Origin of the sequence: Candidatus Lokiarchaeum ossiferum, assembly GCA_025839675.1 — an archaeon.
In the GTDB taxonomy this organism is placed as follows: Archaea; Asgardarchaeota; Lokiarchaeia; order Sigyniarchaeales; family Promethearchaeaceae; genus Lokiarchaeum; species Lokiarchaeum ossiferum.
The window spans coordinates 3316262-3330623 of the sequence record CP104013.1 but is presented as its reverse complement, the minus strand read 5'-3'; the positions used below and the strand labels follow the sequence as shown (position 1 = coordinate 3330623).

Below are 14362 nucleotides of genomic sequence, written 5' to 3'. Positions count from 1 at the left end.
AAAACTTAAAATTTACCGTTTTTTCGTTTTTTTCTTAATTCTGCTTCCCACTTCCGACGTTTATCCCAAAATGCTTTTTGTCGTGGATTTAAAGCAATCTCTTGAAGTTGACAAAAACCTGAATCTCGTGCTAGTTTAATCCACATAGAGTTTGTTTTAAACTCCCTTCCAGTTGAAAATGCACTTAATTTCGTCAATAAGTCAGTTCTACCTAATTTATATGCTGTAATTGCTCGCATTAAATCCAGTATATATGTTAAGGTACGATGAAGGTGGGCCATATTCAATCCACGAGTATTTAATCGTTTTTGATTATAAAATGTAGGGTTTGCAGATTGACCTGCTTCAACTAAAGGTCGTTGAGCATACATTAATAATATGTCTTGCTCTGTCCATCCAGGTGGAAAATAATCGGAATTAAACCAAAATCCTTTTTTTAATTCCCGAGTTGGATGAGTTTTAAGGTGTTTTGGTGCACGAAGCAAAGGAAAAATGCCCCGATCTTGATAAAATTCCAGACTTTTCTTACAATACGTACCTGTATCACCCATCACCATCTTCCACTCTCCAATTTTAAGATTATTAAAAGCGGTAAAGGTTTTGCGGGATGCTGGTTTATCGTTCATATTGCCTGGAAAAGTCTCAAAATGTATTGGAAGTGCCCGTTTCCAGCTCCCACAATACGCATAAAGTGTCCAATGAACAAATCCAACACCAAGCTTCTTCCCTGAATGACGATAATATCCAGCATCACTATCATTATACTTTGTTGTTTTTGAATTTTTATTGTTGTTACAGTTCGTTCTGACAAATTGACCATCAAAAATCATGATTCTAGGAATGATTATCCTAAGATCAATAGCTTCACGAACTAAGTTATGAAAATAATCCATGACTCGGGAAAGAGGGATACGATTCATAATATAACTGATATCATCCGCGGAGGGAAAGTAGTAAGAATCATGTAAAATCCCCTTCAAAGGATTATCACCAATAAAATATGACATTTTTTCTAAACCTGAATAATCTTTGAATCCAAGCTGGCGACGAAGTAGTTCAAATGCGATAATATCATGAAGGAACATTCCTTTGAAATGAACTCCCTGTATCTCCAATTCATCTTGAATTTTATCAAAGTAACTAAGATCATTCATTTCAAAGATATGATTGAAATATCCTGAAAATTTTGGTAGCGTGTGGAGCATATCCCACTCTGACTGCGGAAGTATGCCTTTTGCATAATCATCATAAGTTGTTTGCCCAAGATTGCGAAATCGCATGAAGTACTTCCGTTTGGGAAGAATATGTGCAATATTTCCGTATATATAATGCTCTAATCGTGTTTGGGATTTAGAAACTATCAATGAAGGGGCTTTCCGGGCGTGACGCTTGAATGGAAACCATTTAAATTTTTTATATACATAGCGATATGTCTTTGGAATCCACATTTCAAGTATTTGAGTTGATTTCAGACCGATATAATCATGTAACTGCATTTGATATATTGAAGGCCGTCGTCGATATTTGAATATTAGAATAGCTGATGCACCCCAGATATTGAATATATTAGTGTAAGGAAAACAAGAATAAAATTGTTTTGGTTTTTATATTATCTAAAATCTTGAAATTGGGCATGATTTTATGCTCATCATCAGATCATTTAAGATCCACTAATTTGGCCTAGCAAACGGGAAATTTTGTGAATGCTAAAAAACGTGTCCACTTTTGCTCGACAAAATTAAATGTGGTATAAAATGGGGGATTCAAAGCCAATGGGTGATAAATTACTAAAAAAAGTGAAAATTACAAAAAGTACGATTCACTCAGCTTACTTTCCTTTTTTTTTTGCAATCAAAACATAAAGGATTTTTGAAAGACACATAATCGTTTTCACCACAAATATGGCAAAATATATCGTTCATTTCTGTTGAAGAAAATCGGTTTAGAGCGCTACATGATCCTCCACAAACTGCACACAAAGGATTTTCAATATTAAATGGTATTTTTTCTCTACAACGAATACAAAACCCATATTTTTTAATCAAATTAAAGTCTCCAATAAAAGTGTAATTTTTTTATATTTAAATTGTAAGTAAGTAAATTTAAAGGCTACAAATTACAAAAAAACTTAATAGGATCATCTTTACAAAATAAGATTGTTTAACAAACTTAAGTTTTTGTATATGAAAGCCAATTTTGGGAAATGAATCTCTCTGAGGAAATCATCAAATGGTAAGAATCAATAAAAATGGGGAAGTATTTGTAAAACTTCTTTACTGGGGTCCAGCTGGTGGCGGTAAAACTACAGCTATTGATACTTTATACCGTTTAACCAAAGAACAATATAGCGATACCGTTGAACCAACTGGAAATCTTACAAAAATAGCAATGGCAAGTGGTTCTACTTTGTATTTCGATAGAGGCATTTTTCAATCAAAAAAACAGTCCAAAATATTTTATCATATTTATACAGTGGCTGGCCAGGCACGTTTTTCACCCTTAAGAAAGAAAATTTTTACAGGAACTGATGGAATTATATTTGTTTTTGATGCACAACGTTCTCGATTGGCAGACAATATTCAATCTTTGAAAGAGTTGAAAAATGTTTCAAACCAACGGCTGATCTCTGAATTACCACTTTTAATTATGGTCAACAAACAAGATCTCCCAAATACGATGAAAAAAGCAGAAGTTGAACAAATTTTAGCACAAGAGAATCTCTTCTTTGCTCCTAGGGAAAAATTACATGCTTGGAATCCAATTGTTTATGAAACGATTGCTCTATATTCAAATGCGCAAAATGTTTATCAAATTTTTGCTGAATTAGCAAGAAGAACAGCACTTTATCAGGCTTTAGGGAATGGAAAAGCACCTGATATGACTAAAAAACCAAATCTACCATCTCATGTTCCAGATTTATAATAAACGTTGTGTTTCCATTTTTGGGTTTCTAAATTTTTTTCGCTTTATCAAAAATACTGGTTCTTCTTTCTGAAAGCAAAGTTTAAATCGGAGGATGGGAAATTCGAAAATTTATTTAATTATGTCGACTTCAATTTTATCATTAGCAAGTGATAGATGATTATTACTATGGTTAAATCTGGATACGCTTATATTAAAGAAACATTTCAACAACATGATACCTCCCACAATTCTGAATCTTGGAAACGGTTGATCAAATTTCGACATGGTCCAACTACTGTTCGGGTGGAAAAACCCACAAACTTACCTCGAGCTAGAGAAGTGGGTTATAAAGCTAAACAAGGGTATGTTGTTGCAGTTACAAAAGTTAGACGTGGAACTATGCACAAAATTCGACCAAAAATGGGTCGTAAAGCGGGTAATTTAGCCGTTTCAAAAATCACTCCAAAGAAGAGTCTTCGATGGATTGCTGAGGAACGAACTGCCAAAAAATACCCAAACTTAGAAGTTTTAAATTCCTATAAAATTGGTTCTGATGGACAAAGTCACTTTATTGAGGTGATAATGGTAGATCCTTCCCATCCTGTTATTGCTTCTGATTCAAAAATTAATTGGATTTGTAAACCAAATAATACTCGACGTGTATATCGCGGATTGACATCTGCAGGTAAAAAAACTCGTGGTTTACGCAATAAAGGCCATGGTGCAGAAAAGATTCGACCATCATTACGCGCCAATCGCAATTTACGATAATTTTTTTTCTTTTACGCTTTTTTTCGATTTCTACAATGAAAGGGGACTTTTTTAATGCCAGCAAATGAGCAATCTGGAATTCCAAAATTTAAAATTCGACAAATAGATATTCGAACTCATGCTCATGCTACTGAATCTATTGATAAAGTGAAAAAATTAGTTCAAAATCTCTTTTCATTTGATTTAACCGAAAACGAATTCATTATTGAGCATTGTTCCGGTCAATATGGTCAACGAATCTCTTCCTTATTAGTCCGATTGAAAATTCAGAAATTAATAAAACAAGCTCTTGAAGACCTTGCTCATCATTTATCAATAATTGAAAAAGAAAAGCTTGCTTCGGAATTTCATTCAAGGTTAGATGAAAAATTCAAATTTTATTTCCGTTTAGATAAGCAAAATTCGGCCATGGGTCATATTTGTCTAGGAAACAAATCGGAAACGATTCAAGTAATTATAATGATCCAGAATAAAACACCTAATATTCCAATTTCAGTTGAAGCTGCAAGGGATTATTACAAACAATTGCATCTTATAGAATAAAGGGGCAAAAAGAAAGCATGTATATTAATAGTTGTATTCCATGGATGAAAGATCAGACAGAACTTCAGAAAGTTGTAAATTTATCATTTAGATTAGGGTATCAAGCAGGAATTATTGATTTACGGAGTGAAAAGGAGTATAATGAGTATAAAAAATCCTCATTTTATCATTCCGAAAATTTAAAATTAGATTTTCCAATAACAGTTTCAAAAATTCCCCAAATTAAACCTTTAAATCAACCTATAGCACTAATCCCAAGAATTACTTTAACTATTAAAAATCCAAATGATCTGAAACAGAAACTATCATTTTGGGTTTCAAAACGTATTTTAATTGCTGTAGAATCGATTCATAAAGAAACATTAGAAGTCGCAGCCAGAGATGGACGAGTTGATATCATATCTATACCAAGTATGCGTTTTCAACAAGCGTTAACAAAGGGAATTATATCTTTAGCGCGCCAAAATCAAATTATGTTTGACTTAAGTATAACACCTTTATTGGAAGTTGAGCATTTTAAAAGGACCCAAATATTGCGGGTTTTATATAGGCTATTTAAAAGTGCTAAGCCCATTTCAAATATCTATATTCTGGGGAGTCATGAAAATATTAAAAATAATTCAATGTTGATTCGAGGTCCAAGAGAGACCGTAGCTATACTCACTTCAATTTTGCATATTCCGGAATATTTCGCAAAGGAAATGGTTAGTAAGAATTTAGAAAAATTATTTTTAAGATACATTAAACGTTATTTATCGCTATTTATTGAACCAGGGGTGGAAATTGTTGATATTATTAAAGAAGGTGAAAAAAAATGAAGTATATTAGACAACGATACATTCTTTTTGAGATATTGACAGAAATTCCAACAGAAATCGGAAAAGATGCCGTAATTCGGAAGATTTGGAAAAAATTAATTCGTTTATATGGAGAATTTACAACTTATCATGTGGGATTATGGATGATTCGATGGGATTCTGAGCATAGAATCGGGATATTACGCTGTGATAATATAACTAAATCAGAAGTAATTGCTGTCTTGAGTTTAATCAAACAAATTAACTCCATTCCAGTTATCTGTCATTCGAGAAAAACTAGTGGAACTATAAAAAAAACACTTAAGTTATGGCGTCAATATTTTAAAACAGCACCTCCCAAACGTGATGATAAATAATTTGAAAACTAAATATCCTGTGGATGTTGACATTACTTCAATAACTGAAGGTTTCATTAGAAGCAAGGCTGTTTATGACAGTTTATTGCTTTCAGATAAACTTCCTCAATTATATTCTCTAAAAACTAAATTTTTAATAATCTATGCAATTTATCCAAAATTATCACGAATTACTTGTTATCCGATAAAATCGACCTTGATTTGGAAATTAAAAATTGTATTAACTTCTTCAAATGCTAAAATAGTATCCCGAATTGCTTCTTTTTTAAAAATGTACGAAATTATTCATACAACTGGTATAAGTGCACAAAATGAAAAGTATATAGTAGAGAATTACATAACTGGGAAGAATAGTTGGGAGCAAGCAATTGATTTATCACTCGAGATTAATAAAATAGCAGAAGTTGAAAAATGTTCTATAGAAATTATTGAATAACTGAAAAATATTAACTATTCCCTGATATAAAAGAAATCTTAGTAACTAAAAAAAATGTCGAAAAAGTTTTTTCAATCACAAAACTTTTCATTAATGAAGCTTTCATGAAATGTATATAAACAAAATTTGAGTTTTTAATATATGGCTCCAGCGCAATTATCCGATGACAATCTTGATTGTACTAAACAAGAGATTGAAGAACTAAAAAGCTATAAATTTTTGCTTGGGGACTATGGAATCGCCATGTTAGTAGCGATCGCGAGAGGAGCACAGAATTGTGAATCTATTAGAATGTTATCGGGAGTTCCACCCGCTTGTATAACTGGAAGAATGCCAGTCCTCTTGAACTTAAAATTAATCGAAGCAACACCTAAAATGGAATATTTAATAACTGAATGTGGGCGCAAATTTCTGAAATGTATTGATGAAAATGTATAATTTTTTTTAGCAAAGATCACAAAACATAAACTCTTTTTTCCATTAATTCTTATTTTACTTGTTGCATTTCGGTGCAACGCGAGAAACAAGCCGTACTCATCGATGTTAATCGATGATACCCTTAGGCAATGATGATCCTATGACAAGCGGAGTTTACCAACGATGATGTTGTCGCCCCACGCTGAGCCACTCATGTTTATCTAAGTTGTTTTTGTTATATATATCCCTCTTTATGAAGGAAAAATTGAAATTGTTAAAAATTATTATCAATTACTTGAGATTGGATGTAAGTTTTATCAGAAAGCTGATGAAGTTTTAAATCCAGTTCATCAATTCGTTCTTGAAGGTTAAGAATTTGAAATATTCGTTGATTTTCTGTTGTCCCTCCATATATATGTAAATCGATTATAAGAAGAATGAAAGCATTTAGACTGAGCCCTCCCTTCTTAATTTTAAGAGCATGTTTCATTTCTATTGGTATCCATATTGTTTTTTCAATCTTCTTGGTATTAAATGCACAAAGATTTGAAGTAGTATTTGGGCGAATTGGATATTGAGGGATTGTTTGAGAATTTGGAACTTTTTGAAAACAAGATCTTAACCATTGACTAAAATTAATGTGAAAAACAGAATAAGGTTGGTTTTCTTCTAAATGAGTTTTCCATTCTTCCCATTTGTGAAATGGGATATAAATTTTAAGTCGTGCTTTTCCCCTTCGTTTTTCAACCATAATGTATAAAATAAAATATACTACAAAAATATATAAATGATCCTATTTGTCCCCTAAAAAAGGACTAATTTTTAAATATCTCTTTAAAAACAGGCTTTAACTAGTTTACAAAGAATAAAAATGCCTGAAAAAGTGTATGATAAAGTTTCCACTAATTCAGATATGTCATTAGGTACCGTGGCAAATCCGGATGATCAAACAAGTGGAAAACACGAGATTCGCGTTGCTATAGCGGGATTAGGTAACTGTGCTGCTGCCTTAGTAATGGGAATAGAATTCTATAAAAATATTTCACCAGAAGATTCCTATATCAATGGATTAATGAATCCAAGTGTGGGGGGATATTTATACAAAGATATAAAGATTGTGGCAGCTTTTGATATTAATTCATTAAAAATTGGTAAAGACATTCGTGATGCAATTTATGAAGCCCCAAACGTAGTTCAACCGATTGTATCTCATGAAGATATGCCTGTCACCGGAGTAAAAGTTAGCGCAGGGCCTATTTTAGATGGTTGTGCACCTCATATGATAGATTCATTTCATTGTTATAAACCTGAAGAAATTCCAACATGTGATGTTGCCAAGGTGTTAAAAGAATCGAATGCAGAAATCTTGGTCAATTTCCTTCCTGTTGGGTCATTTGAAGCTTCAAGAGCCTATGCTCAAGCGGCTCTTGATGCAAGTTGTGGATTTATTAATGCCATACCAGAATTCATTGTGAGTGAGCATATCGACGGTGATAAAGATTGGGTTGCTGAATTTGAGAATAAAGGATTACCATGTGCTGGAGACGATATTAAAAGTCAAGTGGGCGCTACAATCTCCCATCGAGTACTAGCAAAATTATTTTTAGATCGTGGAGTTGTAGTAAAAGATACATATCAATTGAACATTGGTGGTAATACTGATTTTGAAAATATGAAAATGGAAAATAGATTGACAACTAAGCGGAAATCAAAAACATCTGCTGTAACCAGCTGTTTACCTTATGATATTGATTGCAGAATTGGTCCTTCAGACTATGTTCCCTTCTTAGAAGATAAAAAAATCTGTTACATAAGAATAAACGGTATTACATTTGGAGGATTGCCTTTGGTGGCTGATTTAAAACTTAGAGTTGAAGATTCTCCCAATAGTGCCGGAGTAGTATGTGATATAATACGAGTAATGAAATTAGCATTAAATCGAAAAATTGCGGGTAGGCTAGAATCCATCAGTTCTTTCAGTTTTAAACATCCTCATATCCAACCTCCTTCAGATGTTTTGGCAAAAGAGTGGGTAAAAGAATTTATTGAGGGTAAACGTAAAAATTAATTTTTTTTTTTTATTCGTCATTCATCAATTTTTTAAGAAGATCTTTTTGGAGTTCAGCGATTTTTTGTTTTTTATATTCTGATCCCATTTCATTATCGAAAAAATCTTGTTCATTATCAATAAGTTGGTCATCTAAACTATGAGATGAAATCAGTTCATGATTAAAATCCATAGAATTTAATTTATTTATGGGTTGTTTTTTTTCATTTTCAGTAGTAAGTGAATTGGTGCGATGTGAATATGGTCTAGCAATGTAGCCTTTAGTTTCTTTTGGCAACAAACGTTTTAAATACTCTGGGAAGCTTGCTGTAAGGACAATATCTGTTTTCAACATATACCGAAGGACGTTATTATATGAAAATGCTTGAATCACACTATTTTCTTGCAATAAATCAAGAGATTTCAATAAAGCTTTTGAAGAAGATTCTGAAACCATGGAAATAATCTTTTCCCTAGGCAAGGGACCTTCTCGCAATTGAGAAATCACATTATATATTTTGGGATTGGCGATTAATTTAAACAATTCTAACGAATCTAGAGGAGTAGGCTGATAATACTCAAAAAAATCCCTAACTTCATTTATATAAATTACAGTCAATTCCGCATTTCCTGGAGATCCTTCTTCTAAATCAATGATACAATTGGGAGGCACTCTCTGAATAAAAACTTCTTTGACCAGTAATACATAGTTATCTAGCCCTATTTGATTGACAAAAATGAATTTTTCTTCTTCAAGTTCTTCTAATATTTTTTCAAGGCTAAACGCTGGAAAAACTGTATCAAACCATTTTTTGAGATCCTCTAAAGATATTGGACCCTTAGAAATCTTTTTTATCACCTTAAAAATTTCTGGTTTAGCCATGACCGTTGCCCATTTTTCTTCTTCTGTTCTTTCCCTTAATTCCTCAATACCCATCCAATATAATTCGCGTACCCAAAATTGCAAATCTTCTTTGTATTTTTTTATATCTTTTTCGTCACCATCAGATACTTGTGCATCATCAGCATTATAAAAGGCTTTATAAATTTCCTTGTTCAATTTTAAACGATCAGCGAAAGCATTGCAAAAATCAATGATTAACCCTTCAACAATTGAATTTGGATTAGAATCCATAATAAAACTAATCATTAACATCTCTTTTTTTCCACGTGCAAATTGACTTTCAATCTCGAAATAATAGTTCATGGAAGCGAGTTCATTGAATTTATGGGTAAAAAACCCTTCTTCATAGGCTTGATCCATTCCATCTGCTAATCGTGCTTTTTCTTCTTTTAATAATATATCTTCGGGATAAGAATAAAAAACCATGGGTCCAATTTTTCTATGAAAATAACTAATTGCAACTGCAGCTTTCATGTCTGATTCATCAATTGGTTTTTAAATCTAAAAAATTATCTTATTTTCAAACTAAAAAAAAAAATGATTAAAATAAGCTAAAAAATTTAATGGTTAAAATTTAATGGTTAATAATAGGTTATTGAAAAAATTATACGGAATAAAAAATGATTAAATTTGTAGTATTTGATCTTGATGATACATTATTTAATGGAACTTTATTAGTTGAAAAAGCACGGAAAGCCTCAGTACAGATGATGATAAAATATGGTTTACCTGTAGAGGAAGAATATGCTATTAAAATTCTAAATGAAGTTGTTTTAGAATTTGGCTCTAATAGCGAGTCTCATTTAGATAATTTAATGATTCGTTTGCAAAATGATCCTAAAGTAAAGTTAAGTGAATCCTATAATATCAATAAATATGCTGCTGCTGGTATAATGGGATATCATCGGGAAAAAGTTAAACATTTCAAGCCTTTTAAAGATGTAATTAAGACTCTGGAGAAGTTGCGAAATAATGGTATTAAAAGTGCAATAATAACGGATGGATCCCCCAAAAAACAATATGAAAAAATATTGAGAATGAAAATTGAAGATTTACTTGATGAAATTATTATTTCAGATGAAGTTGCAGCCCGAAAACCGAATCCATTCTTGTTTGAATTGTTTTTAGAAAAACATAATTTAAAACCTGAGGAAGTAATATATATCGGAGATCGAGTAGATAAAGATATTACACCTGCGAAAACTGTGGGAATGATTACGATTTTGATTCACAGGGGAACGAAATATGATCCAAATATTACCAAACAAAAATATAAAATAAAACCGGATTACCATGTTAACAATCTTTATGATTTGTCAACTGTAATTAAGGTTGAAAATAAAAAAAGTGAGCAAAATGGGAAAGAATAAAAATACAAATAAAGGAGGTTCACCCTCTAAAGGTGGTTCTGCAATAAAAGGCGGAAAAATCGGTGCGAGTCATATACTGGTTAAAAAACTATCTGAAGCTCAGCGAATTAGGGATGATATAGCTGCTGGAGCCGATTTTCGGGATATGGCTGTGAAATACTCAACTTGTTCGAGTAAGAATAAAGGAGGAAATCTTGGAGTTTTTGGAAAAGAAAAAATGGTTTCTGAATTTTGGAATGCGTGCACAAAATTAAGCGTTGGACAAATTTCGGAACCAGTTAAATCTCAATTTGGATATCACATTATCAAACGAACCAAGTAATTTTTTTCGTATTTTTTAACCACTTATAAAGTCATAACAATATCAATTTCAAAAGTTATCTCTTTTGGAGGGTTAAGCTTCATGGTTATTCAAAAAAAAATATTATTTGCAGGTTTAGATAATAGTGGAAAATCTTCTATAATCCTTTCGTTCCAAAAAAAATTTTCTTTCATGAATAGTACTCCTACGATGGGATTGGAACGCTCTAATATAACAACATCCTCATTATTAGGACTAAAATTTGTCGCTTGGGACATGGGAGGACAAGGAAGATTTCGAAAGAGGTACCTTGAAAAAAAGTATCATATGTTCACAAATACTTCTGTCTTATTTTATATCATTGATATCACAGATTCCAATAGATTTAAAGAATCTTTAGATTATTATCTCAAGATCTTGGATAATTTTATTTTATTAGATGAAAATCCCCAGATAGTTGTCTGTTTTCATAAAAATGATCCTGATATCAAGGAGGATCCTAATATCTTAGAAAATATAGTATTCTTATCAACAAAAATTACTGCAATTTCAAAAAAGTTTTCATGTAGTATAAACCAAACGAGTATTCACGATATATCTACAATATACAAATTATTTTCTGAAGGCGTTATGAAATCATCTCCTGTTTCACAAATGATATCCGCTCAATTAAAAGCATACACAAAAATAACTTCTTCTTTAGCAGTATTGATACTTTCAAATGATATGTTAACAATTGGAAATCACTCGAACCATAATCATTTGTTACAAATTTGTGAAAAAATTGGGCCTAGATTTCTTTATACAATGTCCGAAATTGAAGAGTTGAAATTTTCTTCACAGAACTTAATTTTGAACGTAAATTATGATATTATTGAAAAAAATAGCTCTGTCAATAAGCATTCTGCAATTCTTTTCATGCAATCTTTTGATATACCTGAAGGAGAAGTATTGAATATAGTAACGTTGGCAAAAAATACAAGGACCTATCAATTGAGTCAAAATTATTTGCCAATATTAGCATCCCAAATATCTAATATATTAAATATTTCAACATAATGAAAACAAAAAAAAAATGTATTACAACTGAACTCTAATAATTTTTGAGATTTCTTTAAATCTTGACCGTAAAGTGACTTCGGTAACTTGTATTGTCTTTGCAATAATACTTTGTGACCGATTTTGATGATGGTGTAAACAAGATACATAAATCGCTGCAGCTAATATTCCTTTAGGATCTCTTCCCGCAATGTTATATTTTTTTGAATATAGTTTAATTATTTTAATTGCAGTTTTTTCAACTTCATTATCTAATTGTAGGGCTGTAATATATTTTGGTACTAATATTATAGGATCTAATGTTGGGACACTCAATTTCAACTCTCGAATAAGAGTACGATAACAACGTCTAACATCCCGAGGATCGCTATCTGTAAATTTTAAAATTTCTTGCAAAGTTCGAGGTATTCGTTCTGCTCTGCAAGAATAATACAAACTTGCTGCAACCATAGCTTTAATTGATCTCCCCCTAAGCAATTTTAATTTGAACGCTTGTCGATATATTTTTGCAGCAAATTCCTTAACTCTTAAAGGAAGGTTCAGTAAACTTCCGATTCTTTTAATTTCTGTGGCCGCAATAAGCATATTTCGATTGGACCAACTCATTCGGGTGTTCCATTTAATTATTCTCTTCATTCTTTGAGATAGGGCAGTATTTGTGTCGATAACTGTAGCTAAACCTAAATCAGGCAATAATGCCGAAACAGGGCTCCCTGTTTGATCTCGCTTTGATTTTTCATCCATTGAAAAGGATCTTCTTCCTTCTCTTCCATGATCAATGATATGATGAGAAATTACTAATCCACAATTGATACAAACACTTTCTCCCCGAGCTTGATCAACAATAATATTGTTGGATTCACACTCAGGGCAATAATTTAACTCCATTTCTTGATTTAACATGTTTTTTTCTTTGATAAAGGCAACTTCATTCATTTTTTTTATTCCTTTTGTTAATATTTTTGGTATAAAACCCTCTAATTATTTTATTAAAATTTTTAATTATTGTTAATAAAACTATCGTGGTCATATATTTAAACTAACTGAAAAAATTCTCCGCAGATAATTTACCTCTAGAAAATTCATCAAATAAAATAGAAATCAAAAAAAAAGATTGATATCAAAGAAATCAAATTGGTGCATTATTGAATATATAAAAATGTGATTGAATTTTCTAATTTTTTTTTTTTTTGAATATATTATAATGATCTTTTAACGATAAAGAACTTAATTATTAGTAATATAGAAAAAATGAGATGATGCTAGGAATTGCCATTATTAGAATATAAAAATAAAAAACCACAAATCGATCCTTCTGCTTGGGTTTCTCCAAATGCAACTTTAGTTGGAGATATTAAAATTGGTCCTAATTCCGTAATTTGGCCTGGAGTTTTCATGAGAGCTGAATATGCTCCAATTTCAATTGGTCAATATGTAACTATTTTTGATGGAGTAATGATGTTCACAAGATCTGATAAAAGTCCAATTGATATTGGGAATTACACGATAATTGAAACTGGGACATGTATTTTTGGAACTTTTATGACTGATTATATTACCATTGGGGAAAATGTTTTAGTTAATGAGAGATCTTCCATTGGTGAAGGGGCAGTAATTATCGCTGAATCAACGATAGCGTCGGGAATGATTGTTGCAGAAAGAGCAATAATGAAAGGAAATCCTGCATCAGTTATTCGAGAGCAATCCAGAAATGATTTATTAAAACAAAAAGAACGTGCTGAACATTACACCGAAATGTTCATTCGTATGCGGCGAAAATTACCCAATCTTCAACCCTATGCGATTACAGAAAATGCTTTACTACGAGAATTAATCACTATTAAAGAAAGAGAGTAAAAATTGCAATTTACCAAGGATCCCAATCTGTTTCCTTCAACATTTTTCTTTTTTGGGGTTTTGGTTCTACCGGTTGTTGAATATTTTTTTTTTTTTCCGCCTGTCTAAGGTTGATTGGTATATTTGGCATATTTAAATCTCTTTTTAATTTGTTTTCGCCTAAAGATTTTACCGCTGCGAGCCCTAAATCTAAGTTATCTAGGGTTTCAGAAATGGCTTTAAGATCTAAATCATCAGATATTCTTTCTGACTTAATAGATTTTTCCAGAATGGGGACCTCTTCTAATATATTTTGGTTTTGAGCCAAGTGCTCAGGAGATTCGATTAACTCCTTAAAACTCGATAAAATTCCAAAGAAATTTTTAAATTCAAGATAGTTCATTTGAAAAGAAACTTCGGTATTTTGTTCATTGACTAAAGATATGGAGACTTTTACTAACTTTCCACTACTCTCCGTCGATCTTAATACAAATTTTCCGGCAATATCTTTTCTTTTAATTGACCAAACCGTTTCTTTAGATTTTTCTAGCTTCAACATTGTTCCCTTTTTTTTTATATTAATATCTTGGATAAAATGAT

Annotated in this window: 17 protein-coding genes; 12 read left to right on the top strand and 5 right to left on the bottom strand. The window is 31.6% G+C overall.

The window, feature by feature from the left end:
* Positions 1 to 5: 5 nt before the first annotated feature.
* On the bottom strand, positions 6 to 1496 hold the full coding sequence (locus tag NEF87_RS14195) for a hypothetical protein (RefSeq protein ID WP_457916323.1): 1491 nt from the start codon (positions 1494 to 1496) through the stop codon (positions 6 to 8).
* 733 nt (positions 1497 to 2229) lie between these two features.
* Here NEF87_RS14195 and NEF87_RS14190 point away from each other — a divergent pair.
* From NEF87_RS14190 to NEF87_RS14160, 7 genes are all read left to right on the top strand, one after another.
* On the top strand, positions 2230 to 2922 hold the full coding sequence (locus NEF87_RS14190) for an ADP-ribosylation factor-like protein (RefSeq protein WP_371802054.1): 693 nt from the start codon (positions 2230 to 2232) through the stop codon (positions 2920 to 2922).
* 168 nt (positions 2923 to 3090) lie between these two features.
* The gene (locus NEF87_RS14185) at positions 3091 to 3675 is read left to right on the top strand and encodes a 50S ribosomal protein L15e (protein ID WP_371802053.1); all 585 of its coding nucleotides are present in this window, start codon (positions 3091 to 3093) and stop codon (positions 3673 to 3675) included.
* Between the two features lie 54 nt (positions 3676 to 3729).
* Positions 3730 to 4218 carry an RNA-binding domain-containing protein gene (locus tag NEF87_RS14180; protein WP_457916322.1) on the top strand — a complete coding sequence of 163 codons (489 nt, stop codon included), beginning with the start codon at positions 3730 to 3732 and terminating at the stop codon, positions 4216 to 4218.
* A 17-nt stretch (positions 4219 to 4235) separates the two neighbouring features.
* Complete coding sequence (locus tag NEF87_RS14175) at positions 4236 to 5036, top strand: RNase P subunit p30 family protein (protein WP_457916321.1); 801 nt, start codon at positions 4236 to 4238, stop codon at positions 5034 to 5036.
* Positions 5033 to 5392: an Rpp14/Pop5 family protein gene (locus NEF87_RS14170; RefSeq protein ID WP_371802050.1), complete on the top strand. Its 360-nt coding sequence runs from the start codon at positions 5033 to 5035 to the stop codon at positions 5390 to 5392. The genes NEF87_RS14175 and NEF87_RS14170 overlap by 4 nt, the downstream gene beginning before the upstream one ends.
* Position 5393: 1 nt before the next feature.
* Positions 5394 to 5828, top strand: coding sequence for a hypothetical protein (locus tag NEF87_RS14165; RefSeq protein WP_457916320.1), 435 nt, complete (start codon positions 5394 to 5396; stop codon positions 5826 to 5828).
* A 141-nt stretch (positions 5829 to 5969) separates the two neighbouring features.
* Positions 5970 to 6266 carry a hypothetical protein gene (locus NEF87_RS14160; protein ID WP_371802048.1) on the top strand — a complete coding sequence of 99 codons (297 nt, stop codon included), beginning with the start codon at positions 5970 to 5972 and terminating at the stop codon, positions 6264 to 6266.
* Between the two features lie 253 nt (positions 6267 to 6519).
* Here the strand turns inward: NEF87_RS14160 and NEF87_RS14155 are convergent, their stop codons facing one another.
* A complete protein-coding gene (locus NEF87_RS14155; protein ID WP_457916319.1) occupies positions 6520 to 6996 on the bottom strand; it encodes a hypothetical protein in 477 nt (158 codons plus the stop codon).
* A gap of 120 nt (positions 6997 to 7116) precedes the next feature.
* Between NEF87_RS14155 and NEF87_RS14150 the strand changes: the two genes are divergently transcribed.
* Positions 7117 to 8313 (top strand): inositol-3-phosphate synthase, encoded by a 1197-nt coding sequence (locus NEF87_RS14150; protein ID WP_457916318.1) that lies wholly within the window; start codon positions 7117 to 7119, stop codon positions 8311 to 8313.
* Positions 8314 to 8323: 10 nt separating this feature from the next.
* Here the strand turns inward: NEF87_RS14150 and NEF87_RS14145 are convergent, their stop codons facing one another.
* Positions 8324 to 9670, bottom strand: coding sequence for a hypothetical protein (locus tag NEF87_RS14145; RefSeq protein WP_457916317.1), 1347 nt, complete (start codon positions 9668 to 9670; stop codon positions 8324 to 8326).
* A 146-nt stretch (positions 9671 to 9816) separates the two neighbouring features.
* Between NEF87_RS14145 and NEF87_RS14140 the strand changes: the two genes are divergently transcribed.
* From NEF87_RS14140 to NEF87_RS14130, 3 genes are all read left to right on the top strand, one after another.
* Positions 9817 to 10566: a TIGR02253 family HAD-type hydrolase gene (locus NEF87_RS14140; protein WP_457916316.1), complete on the top strand. Its 750-nt coding sequence runs from the start codon at positions 9817 to 9819 to the stop codon at positions 10564 to 10566.
* Positions 10553 to 10888, top strand: coding sequence for a peptidylprolyl isomerase (locus NEF87_RS14135; protein ID WP_371802043.1), 336 nt, complete (start codon positions 10553 to 10555; stop codon positions 10886 to 10888). The genes NEF87_RS14140 and NEF87_RS14135 overlap by 14 nt, the downstream gene beginning before the upstream one ends.
* Positions 10889 to 10969: 81 nt before the next feature.
* Positions 10970 to 11926, top strand: coding sequence for an ADP-ribosylation factor-like protein (locus tag NEF87_RS14130; RefSeq protein ID WP_457916315.1), 957 nt, complete (start codon positions 10970 to 10972; stop codon positions 11924 to 11926).
* 21 nt (positions 11927 to 11947) lie between these two features.
* On the opposite strand, the gene NEF87_RS14125 is transcribed toward NEF87_RS14130, so the two are convergent.
* Positions 11948 to 12862: a transcription initiation factor IIB gene (locus NEF87_RS14125; protein ID WP_371802041.1), complete on the bottom strand. Its 915-nt coding sequence runs from the start codon at positions 12860 to 12862 to the stop codon at positions 11948 to 11950.
* Between the two features lie 333 nt (positions 12863 to 13195).
* On the opposite strand from NEF87_RS14125, the gene NEF87_RS14120 reads away from it, so the two are divergent.
* Complete coding sequence (locus NEF87_RS14120) at positions 13196 to 13783, top strand: gamma carbonic anhydrase family protein (protein WP_457916314.1); 588 nt, start codon at positions 13196 to 13198, stop codon at positions 13781 to 13783.
* A gap of 10 nt (positions 13784 to 13793) precedes the next feature.
* Here NEF87_RS14120 and NEF87_RS14115 read toward each other — a convergent pair whose 3' ends face one another.
* Positions 13794 to 14321 carry a hypothetical protein gene (locus NEF87_RS14115; protein WP_457916313.1) on the bottom strand — a complete coding sequence of 176 codons (528 nt, stop codon included), beginning with the start codon at positions 14319 to 14321 and terminating at the stop codon, positions 13794 to 13796.
* Positions 14322 to 14362: the final 41 nt, after the last annotated feature.

Coding starts and splice junctions, on each gene's coding strand:
- NEF87_RS14195 (WP_457916323.1), bottom strand. CDS start 1,496: ATGCAGTTACATGATTATATCGGTCTGAAATCAACTCAAATACTTGAA.
- NEF87_RS14190 (WP_371802054.1), top strand. CDS start 2,230: ATGGTAAGAATCAATAAAAATGGGGAAGTATTTGTAAAACTTCTTTAC.
- NEF87_RS14185 (WP_371802053.1), top strand. CDS start 3,091: ATGGTTAAATCTGGATACGCTTATATTAAAGAAACATTTCAACAACAT.
- NEF87_RS14180 (WP_457916322.1), top strand. CDS start 3,730: ATGCCAGCAAATGAGCAATCTGGAATTCCAAAATTTAAAATTCGACAA.
- NEF87_RS14175 (WP_457916321.1), top strand. CDS start 4,236: ATGTATATTAATAGTTGTATTCCATGGATGAAAGATCAGACAGAACTT.
- NEF87_RS14170 (WP_371802050.1), top strand. CDS start 5,033: ATGAAGTATATTAGACAACGATACATTCTTTTTGAGATATTGACAGAA.
- NEF87_RS14160 (WP_371802048.1), top strand. CDS start 5,970: ATGGCTCCAGCGCAATTATCCGATGACAATCTTGATTGTACTAAACAA.
- NEF87_RS14155 (WP_457916319.1), bottom strand. CDS start 6,996: ATGGTTGAAAAACGAAGGGGAAAAGCACGACTTAAAATTTATATCCCA.
- NEF87_RS14150 (WP_457916318.1), top strand. CDS start 7,117: ATGCCTGAAAAAGTGTATGATAAAGTTTCCACTAATTCAGATATGTCA.
- NEF87_RS14145 (WP_457916317.1), bottom strand. CDS start 9,670: ATGAAAGCTGCAGTTGCAATTAGTTATTTTCATAGAAAAATTGGACCC.
- NEF87_RS14140 (WP_457916316.1), top strand. CDS start 9,817: ATGATTAAATTTGTAGTATTTGATCTTGATGATACATTATTTAATGGA.
- NEF87_RS14135 (WP_371802043.1), top strand. CDS start 10,553: ATGGGAAAGAATAAAAATACAAATAAAGGAGGTTCACCCTCTAAAGGT.
- NEF87_RS14130 (WP_457916315.1), top strand. CDS start 10,970: ATGGTTATTCAAAAAAAAATATTATTTGCAGGTTTAGATAATAGTGGA.
- NEF87_RS14125 (WP_371802041.1), bottom strand. CDS start 12,862: ATGAATGAAGTTGCCTTTATCAAAGAAAAAAACATGTTAAATCAAGAA.
- NEF87_RS14115 (WP_457916313.1), bottom strand. CDS start 14,321: ATGTTGAAGCTAGAAAAATCTAAAGAAACGGTTTGGTCAATTAAAAGA.